Origin of the sequence: Streptococcus oralis, from assembly GCF_026782345.1 — a bacterium.
Lineage (GTDB): Bacteria > Bacillota > Bacilli > Lactobacillales > Streptococcaceae > Streptococcus > Streptococcus oralis_CK.
The window spans coordinates 490,893-506,476 of record NZ_JAKUWI010000001.1; the positions used below are offsets into that span (position 1 = coordinate 490,893).

Below are 15,584 nucleotides of genomic sequence, written 5' to 3' on the forward strand. Positions count from 1 at the left end.
TACGATTTTTGGGCTGTTTAGAAAAGAGGAGAAGTGATGACTCAAGTAATGGGGCTCTGTGTCATGGATGTTGATGGCACCCTGATAGCAGAGGAAGTGATTGATCTTTTAGGAAGAGAAGCAGGTTGCGAAGCCGAAATTTCGCAAATTACAAGCCAGGCAATGCGAGGTGAACTGGATTTTAAAACAAGTTTAAGAGCAAGAGTGGCTTTGTTAAAAGATCTTCCAATCTCGGTCTTTGATAGAGTTTTCAAATCTATCCATCTGTCCAAGAATGCTCAAGAATTTATCTCCATTCTTCAAAAGAAGGGCATTCTAGTCGGTCTAGTGTCTGGTGGCTTTACACCAATAGTTGAGAGATTGGCAGAATCCCTTGGTATCTCCTATTTCTCTGCTAACCAGTTGGAAGTCAAAGACGGTTTTTTAACAGGAAAATTAGTTGGTGAAATTGTGACAGGTCAAGTAAAAAATGCTACTCTTGAGAAATGGAGAAAGGAATTAGAACTACCCAAAGAAAGAACGATTGCTATCGGTGATGGTGCCAATGACCTCTTGATGTTAAAGACAGCAGGCCACGGTATAGCCTTTTGTGCCAAAGAGGTCGTAAAAGCAGAGACAGCTTGTCATGTAGATACGAGGGATTTTTTGGAAGTTCTTCCTTTGATTGATTTCTTAGAATGAGAGGGAACTATGAAAATTGTAATCGCACCCGATTCTTTTAAAGAAAGTTTGACAGCAGAAGAGGTCGCTCAAGCTATAAAAAAAGGCTTCGAACAGTCAATAGCGGATGTAGAATGTCTGCTCTGTCCTGTTGGTGATGGTGGGGAAGGAACTGTAGATGCTATTCGCCATTCTCTTGAACTCGAAGAAAAATGGCAAGAGGTGACAGGGCCTTTTGGGCTAAAAGAATCAATGCGCTACTTTCAAAAAGATCAAATAGCGCTCTTCGAAGTTGCTGACTTGGTTGGTTTAGGAAAGATTCCGCGGGAGAAACGAAATCCCCTCCACATCCAAACCAGAGGTATCGGAGAGCTGATTCGCCATCTCATTGATCAAGGAATGAAGGAAATCTATATTGGCGTTGGTGGTACGGCTAGTAATGACGGTGGGATAGGCATTGCTGCTAGTCTGGGTTATTGTTTTTATAATAAGAATGAAAAGGAATTACCAGCTTGCGGTCAGACTTTGCTTGAGTTCGAGTCAGTTTCAGACAGTGAGTTGTATAGGATTCCTGAAGATGTGAAAATTCGCATTTTAGCAGATGTCGTGAGCCCTTTATGTGGTCATCAAGGAGCGACCTATACATTTGGAAAACAAAAGGGCTTGGATCCTGCTTTATTTGAGACAGTAGATCTGGCTATGCAGCGGTTCTATGAAAAATTATCGCCTTCTACCCTATTTCTTAAAGGAGCAGGGGCAGGTGGGGGTATTGCTGCTGGACTCTGTGCCTTTGCTAAGGCCTGTATCGTATCTGGGATTGATACTTGCTTGGATTTGATAGACTTTGACAAGAAAGTTGCAGGTGCCGACTTGGTTATCGTTGGAGAAGGCAGACTGGACAGTCAAAGCTTTGCTGGAAAAGCTCCTATCGGCGTAGCAAAAAGAACCCCTAACAGAGTTCCAGTTATTGCTATTTGTGGTAGTCTTGCTGACGATTTGCCTCCCCTACCATTTGAAAATATAGAAGCTGCCTTTTCCATTTTAGAGAAATGTGAACCTTTAGAGAATAGTTTGAAAAATGCAAGTCTCTATTTGGAGCACACAGCTACTAATATCGGTCATTTATTAAATATGAGGAAGGATTAACCTAACCATTTTTTCCAGATTGATTTTTTAGGAGTTTCTGTCTTTTTCTCCTCCCAGAGATTCGAGAATGCAAGTCTAAGGTCTTTTTCATCTACTTGAACAGGTTCGTTCGTGTGAATGACAAGGCCGAAAGGAGAGGTGATATGATCATCTGAAACAATAGTCGCCTGGCAGTTGCTTTCCTTTGCTTGTTTTAAGTAAAAGACCTGTTTGTCAAACTCGATATTTGGTGAGATTTTCACAAAAAGTTCCTCTACCTTTTCTTGAAACCTTTCTAAAATAGAGAAAAATCCCTTTTGTAGCTGAAGGCTATTGGCTGTCTCAACATCCGCATAGCCTAGAACTCTTTCCTCGAAAGTGCCGAGAAAACGACGTTGCTCATCCGGGTTTAATTTTGGCCCACCATGAGCTTTTTCTAGTAGTTGTTTTGATAAATCTGTCATGAAAATAGTATATCACAAAAATCTCATGAAAACAGACAAAAGAAAGCGATTACTTTATAAAGTTAAGGAAAATTTGCACAAAGATAACGTTTTTTCTTGAAAAACGCTTATTTTTAAGGTATCATAGAGGTGTAAAAAATTTAACTCAAAGGAGAGTAAAAAATGTCAATTATTACTGATGTTTACGCTCGCGAAGTCCTAGACTCACGCGGTAACCCAACACTTGAAGTAGAAGTTTATACTGAATCAGGTGCTTTCGGACGTGGTATGGTTCCATCAGGAGCTTCTACCGGTGAACACGAAGCAGTTGAACTTCGCGACGGTGACAAATCTCGTTACGGTGGTCTTGGTACACAAAAAGCTGTTGACAACGTAAACAACATCATCGCTGAAGCTATCATCGGCTACGATGTACGTGACCAACAAGCTATCGACCGTGCTATGATCGCACTTGACGGTACTCCTAACAAAGGTAAATTGGGTGCAAACGCAATTCTTGGTGTGTCTATCGCTGTAGCTCGTGCTGCTGCTGACTACCTTGAAATCCCACTTTACAGCTACCTTGGTGGATTCAACACTAAAGTTCTTCCAACTCCAATGATGAACATCATCAACGGTGGTTCTCACTCTGATGCTCCAATCGCTTTCCAAGAATTCATGATTGTACCTGCTGGTGCACCTACATTCAAAGAAGCTCTTCGTTGGGGTGCTGAAATCTTCCACGCTCTTAAGAAAATCCTTAAATCACGTGGTTTGGAAACTGCCGTAGGTGACGAAGGTGGATTCGCTCCTCGTTTCGAAGGAACTGAAGACGGTGTTGAAACTATCCTTGCTGCTATCGAAGCTGCTGGTTATGTTCCAGGTAAAGATGTCTTTATCGGATTTGACTGTGCATCATCAGAATTCTATGATGAAGAACGTAAAGTTTACGACTACACTAAATTTGAAGGTGAAGGCGCTGCTGTACGTACTGCTGCAGAACAAATCGACTACCTTGAAGAATTGGTAAACAAATACCCAATCATCACTATCGAAGATGGTATGGATGAAAACGACTGGGACGGTTGGAAAGCTCTTACTGAACGTCTTGGTGGTAAAGTACAATTGGTTGGTGACGACTTCTTCGTAACAAACACTTCTTACCTTGAAAAAGGTATTGCAGAAGGTGCTGCTAACTCAATCCTTATCAAAGTTAACCAAATCGGTACTCTTACTGAAACATTTGACGCTATTGAAATGGCGAAAGAAGCTGGTTACACTGCCGTTGTATCACACCGTTCAGGTGAAACTGAAGATTCAACAATCGCTGACATCGCAGTTGCAACTAACGCAGGACAAATCAAGACTGGTTCACTTTCACGTACAGACCGTATCGCTAAGTACAACCAATTGCTTCGTATCGAAGATCAACTTGGTGAAGTAGCTGAATACCGTGGATTGAAATCATTCTACAACTTGAAAAAATAAAATAGTTCAGTGAACTATTTTATCCCGAACCTTGAAATTCAAAAGTTCGGTCGTTGATCTAACAACGTTTTAAGCCCCTCGGATTTTATCCGAAGGGCTTTTTGTATATAAAGGCAAAAAATAGAAAATAGTTTATGGTATAATAGACAAAAACACTTGTATTAGGAAGAAATTATGTCTAAAGAGATTGATATTGAGTATTACCACCAACTAGCCTTGCAAAAGCAGAAGGAGCACCGCAAAGTGTTAGCCAATCTAAAGAAAAAAACTCCTAAAAACTTAGATAAGATTGCCCAGCAGATTCACGAAGAAGTTTTTGCTGAGATCGATTGCACTGCCTGTGCTAACTGTTGTAAGACCTTGGGACCTGACTTCAAGGAAGCAGATATTACTCGTATTGCCAAGCATTTTAAGATGAAATTACCAGCCTTTGAAGCAGAGTTTCTGCAGGTAGACGAAGATGGGGATAAGGTTTTCAAATCCATGCCTTGCCCCTTTCTAGGAGGAGATAATCTCTGCTCAATCTACGACGTTCGTCCCAAGGCCTGTCGTGAATTCCCCCATACAGATCGCAAGAAGATTCATCAGATTAATCATCTGACAATCAAAAATACCTTGACCTGCCCAGCAGCCTATCTCTTTGTTGAGAAATTAAAAGATAAATTATAGAATTTGCACCTTTAAATCTTGTACAAAGATTCTAGGGTGGAAGTATCCTGTATTTGTTAGAATATAGATAGAATTGAACACGGCCTAAAAGCTATGCGAAAAAGAAAAAGTTACCTAGAATCAGAAGAACCAGCGTTAATTTTCCTATTTTCACTTTGCTTTTAACGGCCTTAGTATCTTTTATGAGGTGAAAAAGAATATGATGCATCAATTCAATCAAACTATGGATTATTTGGAGCAGCAACTGACTGGAGAAGTGGATATGAAAAGATTTCAGCAGCTATCGGGCTATTCTTATCCTCTCTTTAGCAGGCTATTTTCTATCCTAGCAGATATGACATTAGCAGAATACTTGCGCAATCGCAGGCTATCAGAAGCTGTGACAGACTTGCGGGAAGGCTCTGAGAAAGTCATTGACATAGCACTGAAATACGGCTATGAGTCTGCGGATTCCTTCAGCGCAGCCTTCAAGAAATTCCATGGTGCAACTCCCTCAGAAGTTCGAAATGGAAAACCTTATCGGATCTTTCCTAGACTTCAATTATCCTTAAAAATCACAGGAGGAAAGAACATGGATATCAAAATTCAAAAGAAACCTGCTTTTACCGTGGCAGGCGTCCTATTGGAAGCTATTGACAATAGCAAATGCCCGTCTGCTTGGGATCAACTCTATGCCCATCACAGTTTTGAAATGCTAGAAGGTTTGGGTAGTGGCCAATCCTTTGGCGTCTGCTCGGATGTTAAAGAGGGTGAAATCATTAACTACATGGCGGCTTATGATGTGACGGATAAAACTAAAGCGGAAGAACTAGATCTGTCCATCAAAGAAATTCCAGAAGCTGAATATGCTATCGTTCCTGTCAAAGGCCCTATACCAGCTAGCATCCACAATGCTTGGAAGTATGTTTTGGAGGTTTTTTTCCCAGAAACAGGCTATCGCCACTCAGGAGCGCCAGACTTTGAAGTCTATACTGAAGGAGACATGTCGTCACCAGACTATCAAATGGAACTCTGGATACCAGTAAGCAAGGACTAGATAATTTTCTATTTTTTATAAAGATGGAAAGCTGACTCTGTAGAAGGTATATTTTACAGAGTTTTGCTTTGTTTGAAAATAACTTATGAAAAAAAGAATTACAATTTAATTTAAATTTAAGTATAAAGAAATTCATTTCTATAAATCAAACATACCATAATTTTTGTTTGGATTTTATGGGGTATGCGAATAGTTTTCTCGGTATAATAGTCCCATAGAAGATAAGGAGGCATGGATATGCAGATGTATTTTGGAGATGTGTCACTTTGCTATAGTTATTCATTGGCAATGGCACTGGATGCCTATGGTTATGACTTTAAAGCAGATTTTTTAGAGGCAATCATGGCGATGGGAAATGGCGCTAGTATCGTAAAGGAAGATGACCAGCACCCTCTAGTATTCTTTGATAATGGAATGCCAGATCTTTCCATCTCTCATTCCTTAAAAATACTTGGATTTGACTATGAAGACTTCTATCTAAAAGATGGATCGGAAGTAGATTTGGAAGAGGTTAAAGGAAAGTTAGTAACCTTTCTGTCCAATGGTCCTGTTGTACTGGGACCTCTTGATATGGGCCATCTGTCCTACAATCCCAACCACACAATCCTTTATGGTGTGGATCACTTCGTAACCGTGTATGATATTGATGATCAGTATCTCTATTTGCATGATCCAGCTGGTTTTGCCTGTATGAAGGTTGCTTTTAATGACATATTAGAAGCTTGGAAGGCGGAGGCTATTGACTATAAGCGTGGAGCTTACTCCATGTGGGGAAATTTTAAGAAGGTCAAGAGTCCTAGTCAGACTGAAATCTATCAGGAAACAGCAAGGATTATGAAAAACCGATATTTGAATGGTCAAAATGGTGTTTTGGAATGCTATGCAAAATCATTTGCTGAAAACGGCTTAAATACCAAGCAAAAACAATTGCATCAGTATTTCAGCTTTAAACTTGCAGCTGTTCGAAATCTCTATCTCAGTAGGTTCTTAAAAGACCATGATCCAGAAGGGGCAAGATTCAAAGAGGAATTGGCTACTCTATTTGGCCGAGCCCATCTTTCATGTTTAAAAGAAGATTATCAAGAACTATCCCACTTGCTCTATCAGATAGCAGAAGTGGATGGTCGCTTTAGAGATTTATATGTAAACTAGTGACTATAAGCATAAAAAATAGTTAGTAAAAGCAGTTTTTCGTAAAATGAAGAACTGCTTTTTGATTATGGTTATGGTATAATGAAGTAAGAAAATAGCTTATTCTACTTAAAAATGAAGGGAGAACTCCTATGCCTAGACCAAGAACGAAAGAGGAATTAGTGCTAGCCTCTAAGGAAAACTATGAAAAGCTCAATCACTTTATCTCTAAATTAAGTGAAGAGGAACTACAGACTCCTTTTGATTTTTCAAAAGACCAAAAGAAAAAAGAAGCTCACTGGAAAAGAGATAAAAATCTAAGAGATGTTCTGATCCATCTCTATGAATGGCATCAGTTACTTTTGACTTGGGTACATTCTAATCAAAAGGGACATGAAAGACCTTTTCTCCCTGAACCTTATAATTGGAAAACTTATGGGGAAATGAATGTCGCTATTTGGAAGAAGCACCAGAAAACATCTTTAGAAGAAGCGAATAGGTTACTAGAGCAATCGCATAGAGAGGTTTTAGAGTTGATGGAAGGCTTCAGTAATGACCAACTCTTTACCAAAGGTATCTATAAATGGACGGGTGGGACAAGTCTAGGTTCCTATTTTGTCAGTAGCACCTCCAGTCACTATGACTGGGCTATCAAAAAACTCAAAGCTCATCAGAAAAATTGTAAGTCCTACTAGTTAAAGTGAGTATGAAGTTTAGAAAAAGGTCTTCTAAGCTTCGAGTAGCTTTGTTCTCGTGATTTTAGAGCCATTCTAGCTTTAGAATCCTTCTAAAATTAAAATTTAAGGCTGTTATAAACTTAGAATTGTACTAAAGAATTTATATCAATGCAAATTCTAAGTTTAGAATTACATTGATATTTATGAAGTTGGGCTGTTCGACACATAGAATGCCTTGATTCTGAAAAATGTTGACTAGAAATTGGATCGAAAGGCTTTTTTCCGATATAGGGTGATAGTTAGATGGGTAAGATGATGAACATACAAAAAGAAAAAGTTAGAAAAGAGTTGGTGTCCCTCTGTTTTGGAGAGCTTGCAGCCGTTCTATCCTTTTGGTTGTGTTTTTTCCTTTTGAAAAATAGGCTTGGTGATTGGAATGGTTTGATCTCTATTCTTTATCCTTTGTCTTTACTGACATTTATTTTGCTTCAAGGTTCAATCTATTGGGTAATTTTGATTAGAAGGCTGTCGAAACCTCAGTTCGGAAGTGGAACTGTTCCCAAACTATATGGTTGTTTCAGAATACTAGACCTTGTTTTACTTATTTCAGGCTTTCCTTTTATAGTCTGGAACACACAGAGTGTTCAAGTGACTATCTTAGCCACATTGATACAGCTTTTTGCCCTTATCGAATGGGTTAATTATTTCCTCCTACGCCTATCTTATAGTTTGAACCCTCTTGTTTTATGGAAACGAATTACCAAGGGAAAACTTGAAAAAAGCAGAATAGTCAAGGAGTTGGGGTAGGGGGAATGAGGAGGTTACCCATTCGTCTTGCAATATGCTATAATAAATCTATCATTTTTTTAATAACTACTTTAAGTGAGATAAGTATGCAAATTAACTATAATAGAAGACAGAAATCAGATATTGTTATTTCTAAACCGTCAGCCAGCGAAGTAGGAAAATACTTGAAAACATAGAAAAATCTTAAAAATTATAAGTTGCAAGAAGATGCTTTAGATAAATTATTTTTTGAGCTGTTACCAAGTAACGAAGAAATCTCTGACATCTTATTAAAGGTTGCAACGTTGAATGATTTTTATAGCACAAGAATTTTTTCAGTTTATACAGTTGCAGAGCATATAATGAGTCTTAAAATTGATGAGAGGTTGAGACAAGGTGATGTAACTTTAGTCAATGAAATTCAAAATATTACGATCAATGGAGTAACTAGAAAGTTCTATTCTTTTTCTACCAAATACTGTTCCCATCATAATCCTAAAGAACACCCTATTTATGATAGCTATGTAGAAAAGGTATTGAAATACTTTAGAAAAACAGATAAATTTTCTCAATTTAAGAATTCAGACCTAAAAGATTATCAAAAATTTAAAAATATAATTATTGCTTTTAGAGAATACTACGGATTAGAAGAATTTAATCTTAAAGAGATTGATCAGTACTTATGGCAGTTAGGAAAAGAATATTTCCCTAATAAATACAAGTAACTTATTTTCACTTAGAAAGGAAAACTCTCAAATTGCCCTACAAATTTCTACTCTTTGACCTCGACCACACCTTGCTTGATTTTGATGCTGCTGAGGATGTGGCTTTGACGCAACTTTTAAAAGAAGAAGGGGTTGCGGATATTCAAGCCTATAAAGACTATTATGTTCCGATGAACAAGGCTCTCTGGAAGGACTTGGAACAAAAGAAAATCAGTAAACATGAACTGGTTAACACGCGCTTTTCTCGTCTATTTGCCCATTTTGGACAGGAAAAAGACGGTAGGTTACTTGCTCAGCGTTACCAATTTTACTTAGCCCAACAGGGACAAACACTTTCGGGTGCTCATGAACTCTTGGACAGCCTCATCGAACGTGATTATGATTTGTATGCTGCGACAAATGGCATTACTGCCATTCAGACAGGGCGTTTGGCTCAATCTGGTCTGTCTCCCTATTTCAACCAAGTTTTTATCTCCGAGCAGTTGCAAACACAAAAACCTGATAGACTGTTTTATGAAAAAATCGCTCAAGAGATTACTGGATTTGATAAAGAAAATACGCTGATGATTGGAGATTCTCTAACTGCCGACATTCAAGGTGGCAATAATGCAGGGATTGACACTATCTGGTATAATCCTCATCACCTCGAAAATCATACACAAGCCCAGCCGACCTATGAAGTTCATTCTTACCAAGACTTGCTGGATTGTTTGGATAAACTGTAAAAAGTGGTTTAGATAGCCACTTTTTGCTATAATAGAGGCAGTAAAAACGAAGGAGTTGGCGATGCAACACTCATCTTGGCATGCTTTGATTAAGGAGCAATTACCTGAGGGTTATTTCGGGAAAATCAATCAGTTTATGGATCAGGTCTATGCTCAGGGAACTGTTTATCCACCTAAGGAAAAGATTTTTCAGGCTCTATTGACTACACCGCTTGAAGAAGTTAAGGTGGTGATTCTAGGGCAAGACCCCTATCACGGGCCAGGTCAAGCTCAGGGCTTGAGTTTTTCTGTACCCGATGCTATTCCAGCGCCACCGTCCTTGCAAAATATCTTGAAAGAATTGTCAGATGATATCGGGGTTAAGAAATCCCATGATTTAACGGCTTGGGCTGAGCAAGGAGTCTTACTTCTCAATGCTTGCTTGACGGTTCCTGCTGGTCAAGCCAATGGTCATTCTGGGCAGATATGGGAGCCTTTTACAGATGCTGTGATTCAGGTTGTCAATAATCTAGACAGACCTGTAGTCTTTGTACTCTGGGGCGCTTATGCACGTAAGAAGAAGGCCTTGATTACTAATCCTCACCATTTGATTATCGAATCAGCTCATCCCAGTCCTTTATCTGTTTTCAGAGGATTTTGGGGTTCCAAGCCTTTTTCCAAGGCTAATGCATTTTTAAAAGAGACAGAACAAGTGCCAATCGATTGGCTTAGATAAGGAGAGAATATGCCTCAGTTAGCGACGATTTGCTACATTGATAACGGAAAAGAACTGCTCATGCTGCATCGCAATAAGAAGCCGAATGATGTCCATGAAGGCAAATGGATTGGTGTGGGTGGTAAGCTAGAGCGAGGGGAGACACCTCAAGAATGCGCTGCGCGTGAAATCCTCGAAGAGACCGGCCTCAAAGCCAAGCCAGTTCTAAAAGGTGTCATCACTTTTCCAGAATTCACGCCAGATTTAGACTGGTACACCTATGTTTTTAAGGTGACAGAGTTTGAAGGTGAGTTGATTGAATGCAACGAGGGAACATTAGAATGGGTTCCCTATGATAAAGTTTTGAGCAAGCCAACTTGGGAGGGTGACCACACCTTTGTTGAGTGGCTTTTAGAGGACAAACCCTTCTTTTCAGCTAAGTTTGTTTATGATGGGGATAAATTGTTGGATACTCAAGTTGATTTCTATGAATAAAGGAGAAAGCAGATGTTATTAATCAAAAACGGTCGTGTAATGGATCCCAAGTCTGGTTTGGATCAAGTGTGTGATGTTTTGGTCCAAGATGGGAAAATTGTCAAAATTGCGTCTGAAATCAAGAAAGAAGGAGCAGAGGTGCTTGATGCTACAGGTCTTGTGGTTGCACCTGGACTAGTGGATATTCATGTCCATTTCCGTGAACCTGGTCAGACCCACAAGGAAGATATCCATACTGGTGCCCTAGCAGCTGCTGCAGGTGGTTTTACAACGGTTGTCATGATGGCTAATACCAATCCAACCATCTCAGACGTAGAGACTTTGCAAGAAGTTCTCCAGTCTGCTGCCAAGGAAAAGATTAACGTCAAAACGGTTGCAACTATTACCAAGAACTTTAATGGTAAAGACTTGACTGACTTTAAGGCGCTTTTAGAAGCAGGTGCCGTTGGTTTCTCAGATGACGGTATTCCACTTGAGAGCAGCAAAGTTCTCAAAGAAGCCTTGGAAACTGCTAAAAAACTTGGTACCTTTGTTTGTCTACACGAGGAAGATCCCGGCTTGAACGGTATTCTTGGGTTTAACGAAAACATCGCTAAAGACCACTTCAAGATCTGTGGTGCGACAGGGGTAGCAGAATACGCTATGATCGCGCGTGATGTCATGATTGCCTATGCAACTAAGGCCCATGTTCACATCCAACATTTATCTAAGGAAGAAAGTGTCAAGGTAGTGGAATTCGCTCAAGGTTTGGGGGCCCAAGTCACAGCAGAAGTGGCACCACAACATTTTTCTAAGACAGAAACTCTTCTTTTAACTCAAGGTAGCAATGCCAAAATGAATCCTCCCCTACGTTTGGAATCAGACCGTCGTGCCGTTATCGAAGGCCTCAAGTCAGGCGTCATCACTGTGATTGCGACAGACCACGCGCCTCACCATGCAGATGAGAAAAATGTAGAAGATATCACCAAAGCGCCATCTGGTATGACTGGTTTGGAAACCTCTCTTTCTCTTGGTTTGACTTATTTGGTGGAAGCTGGTGAACTAAGCTTGATGGAATTACTAGAAAAAATGACTGTCAATCCAGCTAAATTGTACAACTTTGAAGCAGGCTACTTGGCTGAAAATGGTCCAGCGGACATCACTGTCTTTGATGACAAGGCTGATCGTACTGTTGGTCCAAACTTCGCTTCAAAATCAGCCAATTCTCCATTTATCGGGGAAACTTTAAAAGGGCAGGTCAAATATACCATCTGCAAGGGACAAATTGTCTACCAAAACTAGATGGGACTCTGCTCTTAAATTGAAAAGAATAGAGAGCACTTATGTACCCAACCCATCAATTTAAAGATAAGTTTATCTTATTTCTTAAGATATTTTTCCCTATCCTGATTTATCAGTTTGCCAATTATTCTGCCTCTTTTGTTGATACAACCATGACTGGGCAGTACAATACCATGGACTTGGCTGGTGTATCGACTGCAACGAGTCTATGGAATCCTTTCTTTACTTTTTTAACAGGGATTGTTTCGGCCATGGTTCCCATTATAGGCCATCATCTAGGACGGGGCAAAAAGGAAGAAGTAGCATCTGATTTTTACCAATTTATCTACTTGGCTTTCGGACTGTCTTTGGTCTTGCTTGGAATGGTAGTATTCTTAGCGCCACCTGTCTTAAACAACATCGGACTAGAAGCTCAAGTGGCGGCAGTTGCAGTTTCCTATCTTTGGTACCTGTCTATCGGGATTATTCCCTTGTTGCTTTTTAGTGTCATTCGGTCATTGTTAGATTCTCTTGGTTTGACCAAACTATCTATGTATCTGATGCTCCTATTACTTCCGCTAAATAGTGGTTTTAACTATCTTTTGATTTATGGAGCCCTTGGTTTCCCTGAGCTTGGTGGCGCAGGAGCAGGACTAGGAACTTCGCTAGCCTATTGGGTTTTATTGGGCATTTCCCTGCTTGTTTTGTTCAAACAGGAAAGATTAAAAGCGCTACATCTTGAAAAACGGATTCCACTCAATATATATAAAATCAAGGAGGGTGTTCGATTAGGTCTACCAATCGGAGGAACCGTCTTTGCGGAAGTGGCTATTTTCTCCGTTGTGGGACTAATCATGGCTAAGTTTTCATCGCTCATCATCGCTAGTCACCAGTCAGCTATGAACTTTTCCAGTCTCATGTACGCTTTCCCCATGAGTATTTCCTCTGCTATGGCGATTGTTGTGTCTTACGAGGTGGGGGCTAAACGTTTTGAGGATGCAAAAATCTATGCTCGTCTAGGGAGAGTAACCGCCCTTATGTTTGCAGGTCTTACCCTGTCCTTTCTCTACATTTTTAGAAATCGTGTAGCAAGTCTATACGGAAATGACCCTCACTTCATTGAAACAACTGCTGTATTTCTAACCTACAGTCTCTTTTTCCAATTAGCTGATACCTTTGCGGCTCCGCTTCAGGGGATTTTAAGAGGGTATAAGGACACTATCGTTCCTTTCTATCTTGGCCTAATCGGATATTGGGGAGTAGCGATACCTCTAGGATATTTACTAGATCAAGTAACTGACTTGGGGGCATTTGCTTACTGGATTGGGTTAATTGCCAGCTTGATTGTTTCTGGTTGTTTGTATCAATGGCGTTTGAAATCCATAATGAAAAGGTTGAGCTAATTTCAAGAAATTATCCTGAAAAACAACTTTGTGAAAAAATGCTCTAACTAGAGAGAATCCCTGTTAAAACGGGGATTTATTTTTTTACCTTGTGAAATTTTAACGGTCATATACTTTGACAGTGTTTTCTAAAAACGGTAAAATAGTAAAGTAAGTACAAAGTTAGAAAGGCAAGAAGATGTCAACTTTAGATATAAATCTTTTGCTAGAGATGTTCCGTAAGATGGAAGAAATCCGTCGTATGGACTTAAAAATTGCGCAATTAGTAAAGAAAGGGAAAGTGCCAGGAATGACGCACTTTTCTGTTGGAGAAGAGGCAGCTAACGTGGGTGCTATGTTGGCTCTCAATCCAGATGATCTGATTACCTCAAATCACCGTGGACACGGGCAAGCTATCGCCAAAGGGATTGACCTTAACGGAATGATGGCTGAAATCCTTGGAAAATACACTGGAACCTGTAAAGGAAAAGGTGGTTCTATGCACATCGCTGACCTGGATGCTGGGAACCTCGGTGCCAATGGTATCGTAGGTGGTGGTATGGGAATCGCTGTTGGCGCAGCCCTCAGTCAGCAAATGCAAAACACTGGAAAAATCGTCGTCTGCTTCTTTGGAGATGGCGCGACCAACGAAGGTGTTTTCCACGAAGCAGTGAACATGGCTTCTATTTGGAAACTTCCTGTTATTTTCTACTGCATTAACAACGGTTATGGGATTTCTGCGGATATCAAGAAAATGACCAATGTGGAGCATATCCATCAACGTAGTGCGGCATATGGAATTCCTGGAATGTTTATCGAAGATGGCAACAATGTCATCGATGTTTATGAAGGATTTAAGAAAGCCGTAGACCATGTTCGTGGTGGCAATGGACCAGTTTTGATCGAAAGTATCACTTATCGCTGGCTTGGTCACTCATCATCTGACCCTGGTAAATATCGTACGCGTGAAGAAGTGGAATTGTGGAAACAAAAAGACCCAATCGAAAATCTTCGCAAATACCTCATTGAAAATAACATTGCAAGTGCCGAAGAATTGGAAGAAATCCAAGCGCAAGTCAAGGAAGCAGTAGAAGCTTCTGTTAAATTTGCAGAAGAAAGTCCATTCCCACCACTTGAATCAGCATTTGAAGATATTTACGCAGACTAAGGAGAAAGAGATAAAATGGAAACAAAAACAATGTCGTTCCGTGACACCATTATCCTTGCTATGTCTGAGGAAATGCGTCGCGATGAAAATGTATTCTTGATGGGAGAGGACGTCGGTGTTTTCGGAGGGGACTTCGGAACTTCTGTTGGAATGCTCGAAGAATTTGGTCCAGAACGTGTCCGTGACTGTCCGATTTCTGAAGCTGCCATCTCCGGAGCAGCAGCAGGAGCGGCCATGACAGGACTTCGTCCAATCGTCGATATGACCTTCATGGACTTCTCGGTTATTGCAATGGACAATATCGTCAACCAAGCCGCTAAAACACGTTATATGTTTGGTGGTAAAGGTCAGGTTCCAATGACAGTTCGATGTGCAGCTGGTAACGGAGTTGGTTCTGCAGCTCAGCACTCTCAGTCTCTAGAGTCTTGGTTTACACACATCCCTGGTCTCAAGGTTGTAGCTCCAGGTACACCTGCGGATATGAAAGGACTGCTCAAGTCTTCTATCCGTGATAACAACCCTGTTATCATCCTTGAATACAAGTCAGAATTTAACCAAAAAGGGGAAGTGCCAGTTGATCCAGACTACACAATTCCACTTGGAGTTGGGGAAATCAAACGTGAAGGTACAGATGTAACAGTCGTTACTTATGGAAAAATGCTTCGCCGTGTGGTTCAAGCTGCCGAAGAATTGGCAGAAGAAGGAATTTCAGTTGAAATTGTGGACCCACGTACCCTTGTACCGCTTGATAAGGATATCATCATTAACTCAGTGAAGAAGACTGGTAAGGTGGTGCTTGTCAACGATGCCCACAAAACAAGTGGCTATATCGGAGAGATTTCAGCAATTATTTCAGAATCAGAAGCATTTGATTATCTAGATGCACCAATCCGCCGTTGTGCAGGAGAAGATGTGCCAATGCCTTACGCGCAAAACCTTGAAAATGCAATGATTCCAACAGTTGAAAGCATCAAAGATGCAATCCGTAAGACTTATAACAAAGAATAGAGTTACATAAGATAAATTATGTAAATTATTTGTATGTTTTAAACTTTGGTAACTTGAGACACGTGTTGTATTCAAGTGATTTGAAGAGTTGCGACATGAGTGAGTTGAATCG

The 15,584-nt window shown here is 40.2% G+C and carries 16 protein-coding genes and 1 pseudogene; 16 read left to right on the forward strand and 1 reads right to left on the reverse strand.

Annotated features, from left to right (window positions below):
- Window positions 1-36 precede the first annotated feature (36 nt).
- Window positions 37-681: a phosphoserine phosphatase SerB gene (serB, locus tag MK405_RS02395; protein WP_096422188.1), complete on the forward strand. Its 645-nt coding sequence runs from the start codon at window positions 37-39 to the stop codon at window positions 679-681.
- A 9-nt stretch (window positions 682-690) separates the two neighbouring features.
- Window positions 691-1,806 (forward strand): glycerate kinase, encoded by a 1,116-nt coding sequence (locus MK405_RS02400; protein ID WP_268704222.1) that lies wholly within the window; start codon window positions 691-693, stop codon window positions 1,804-1,806.
- Here the strand turns inward: MK405_RS02400 and MK405_RS02405 are convergent.
- Window positions 1,803-2,249, reverse strand: a complete 447-nt coding sequence (locus MK405_RS02405; RefSeq protein ID WP_268704223.1) for a DUF1694 domain-containing protein — start codon at window positions 2,247-2,249, stop codon at window positions 1,803-1,805. The two genes, MK405_RS02400 and MK405_RS02405, sit on opposite strands and share 4 nt — an antisense overlap.
- Before the next feature lie 162 nt (window positions 2,250-2,411).
- On the opposite strand from MK405_RS02405, the gene eno reads away from it, so the two are divergent.
- The 14 genes and pseudogenes from eno (at window position 2,412) to MK405_RS02475 (ending at window position 15,472) form a co-directional block, all read left to right on the forward strand.
- On the forward strand, window positions 2,412-3,716 hold the full coding sequence (eno, locus tag MK405_RS02410; RefSeq protein ID WP_000022823.1) for a surface-displayed alpha-enolase: 1,305 nt from the start codon (window positions 2,412-2,414) through the stop codon (window positions 3,714-3,716).
- A gap of 174 nt (window positions 3,717-3,890) precedes the next feature.
- Window positions 3,891-4,385 carry a YkgJ family cysteine cluster protein gene (locus MK405_RS02415; protein WP_268704224.1) on the forward strand — a complete coding sequence of 165 codons (495 nt, stop codon included), beginning with the start codon at window positions 3,891-3,893 and terminating at the stop codon, window positions 4,383-4,385.
- Window positions 4,386-4,584: 199 nt separating this feature from the next.
- On the forward strand, window positions 4,585-5,421 hold the full coding sequence (locus tag MK405_RS02420; RefSeq protein ID WP_268704225.1) for an AraC family transcriptional regulator: 837 nt from the start codon (window positions 4,585-4,587) through the stop codon (window positions 5,419-5,421).
- A 237-nt stretch (window positions 5,422-5,658) separates the two neighbouring features.
- Complete coding sequence (locus MK405_RS02425; protein ID WP_125399375.1) at window positions 5,659-6,573, forward strand: cysteine peptidase family C39 domain-containing protein; 915 nt, start codon at window positions 5,659-5,661, stop codon at window positions 6,571-6,573.
- A 131-nt stretch (window positions 6,574-6,704) separates the two neighbouring features.
- The gene (locus MK405_RS02430; protein WP_268704226.1) at window positions 6,705-7,247 is read left to right on the forward strand and encodes a ClbS/DfsB family four-helix bundle protein; all 543 of its coding nucleotides are present in this window, start codon (window positions 6,705-6,707) and stop codon (window positions 7,245-7,247) included.
- A 285-nt stretch (window positions 7,248-7,532) separates the two neighbouring features.
- Window positions 7,533-8,036 (forward strand): hypothetical protein, encoded by a 504-nt coding sequence (locus MK405_RS02435; RefSeq protein WP_268704227.1) that lies wholly within the window; start codon window positions 7,533-7,535, stop codon window positions 8,034-8,036.
- An 86-nt stretch (window positions 8,037-8,122) separates the two neighbouring features.
- Window positions 8,123-8,740, forward strand: a pseudogene (locus tag MK405_RS02440) (hypothetical protein).
- A 32-nt stretch (window positions 8,741-8,772) separates the two neighbouring features.
- Window positions 8,773-9,465 carry a pyrimidine 5'-nucleotidase PynA gene (gene pynA / locus MK405_RS02445; protein WP_268704229.1) on the forward strand — a complete coding sequence of 231 codons (693 nt, stop codon included), beginning with the start codon at window positions 8,773-8,775 and terminating at the stop codon, window positions 9,463-9,465.
- Between the two features lie 61 nt (window positions 9,466-9,526).
- Window positions 9,527-10,180 carry a uracil-DNA glycosylase gene (locus MK405_RS02450; RefSeq protein WP_009730173.1) on the forward strand — a complete coding sequence of 218 codons (654 nt, stop codon included), beginning with the start codon at window positions 9,527-9,529 and terminating at the stop codon, window positions 10,178-10,180.
- A gap of 9 nt (window positions 10,181-10,189) precedes the next feature.
- Window positions 10,190-10,654, forward strand: coding sequence for an NUDIX hydrolase (locus MK405_RS02455; protein WP_268704230.1), 465 nt, complete (start codon window positions 10,190-10,192; stop codon window positions 10,652-10,654).
- A 12-nt stretch (window positions 10,655-10,666) separates the two neighbouring features.
- On the forward strand, window positions 10,667-11,935 hold the full coding sequence (locus MK405_RS02460; RefSeq protein WP_268704231.1) for a dihydroorotase: 1,269 nt from the start codon (window positions 10,667-10,669) through the stop codon (window positions 11,933-11,935).
- A 41-nt stretch (window positions 11,936-11,976) separates the two neighbouring features.
- Window positions 11,977-13,317 carry an MATE family efflux transporter gene (locus MK405_RS02465; RefSeq protein WP_268704232.1) on the forward strand — a complete coding sequence of 447 codons (1,341 nt, stop codon included), beginning with the start codon at window positions 11,977-11,979 and terminating at the stop codon, window positions 13,315-13,317.
- 178 nt (window positions 13,318-13,495) lie between these two features.
- Window positions 13,496-14,464 carry a thiamine pyrophosphate-dependent dehydrogenase E1 component subunit alpha gene (locus MK405_RS02470; RefSeq protein WP_268704233.1) on the forward strand — a complete coding sequence of 323 codons (969 nt, stop codon included), beginning with the start codon at window positions 13,496-13,498 and terminating at the stop codon, window positions 14,462-14,464.
- Window positions 14,465-14,479: 15 nt separating this feature from the next.
- The gene (locus MK405_RS02475) at window positions 14,480-15,472 is read left to right on the forward strand and encodes an alpha-ketoacid dehydrogenase subunit beta (RefSeq protein ID WP_000448714.1); all 993 of its coding nucleotides are present in this window, start codon (window positions 14,480-14,482) and stop codon (window positions 15,470-15,472) included.
- Window positions 15,473-15,584: the final 112 nt, after the last annotated feature.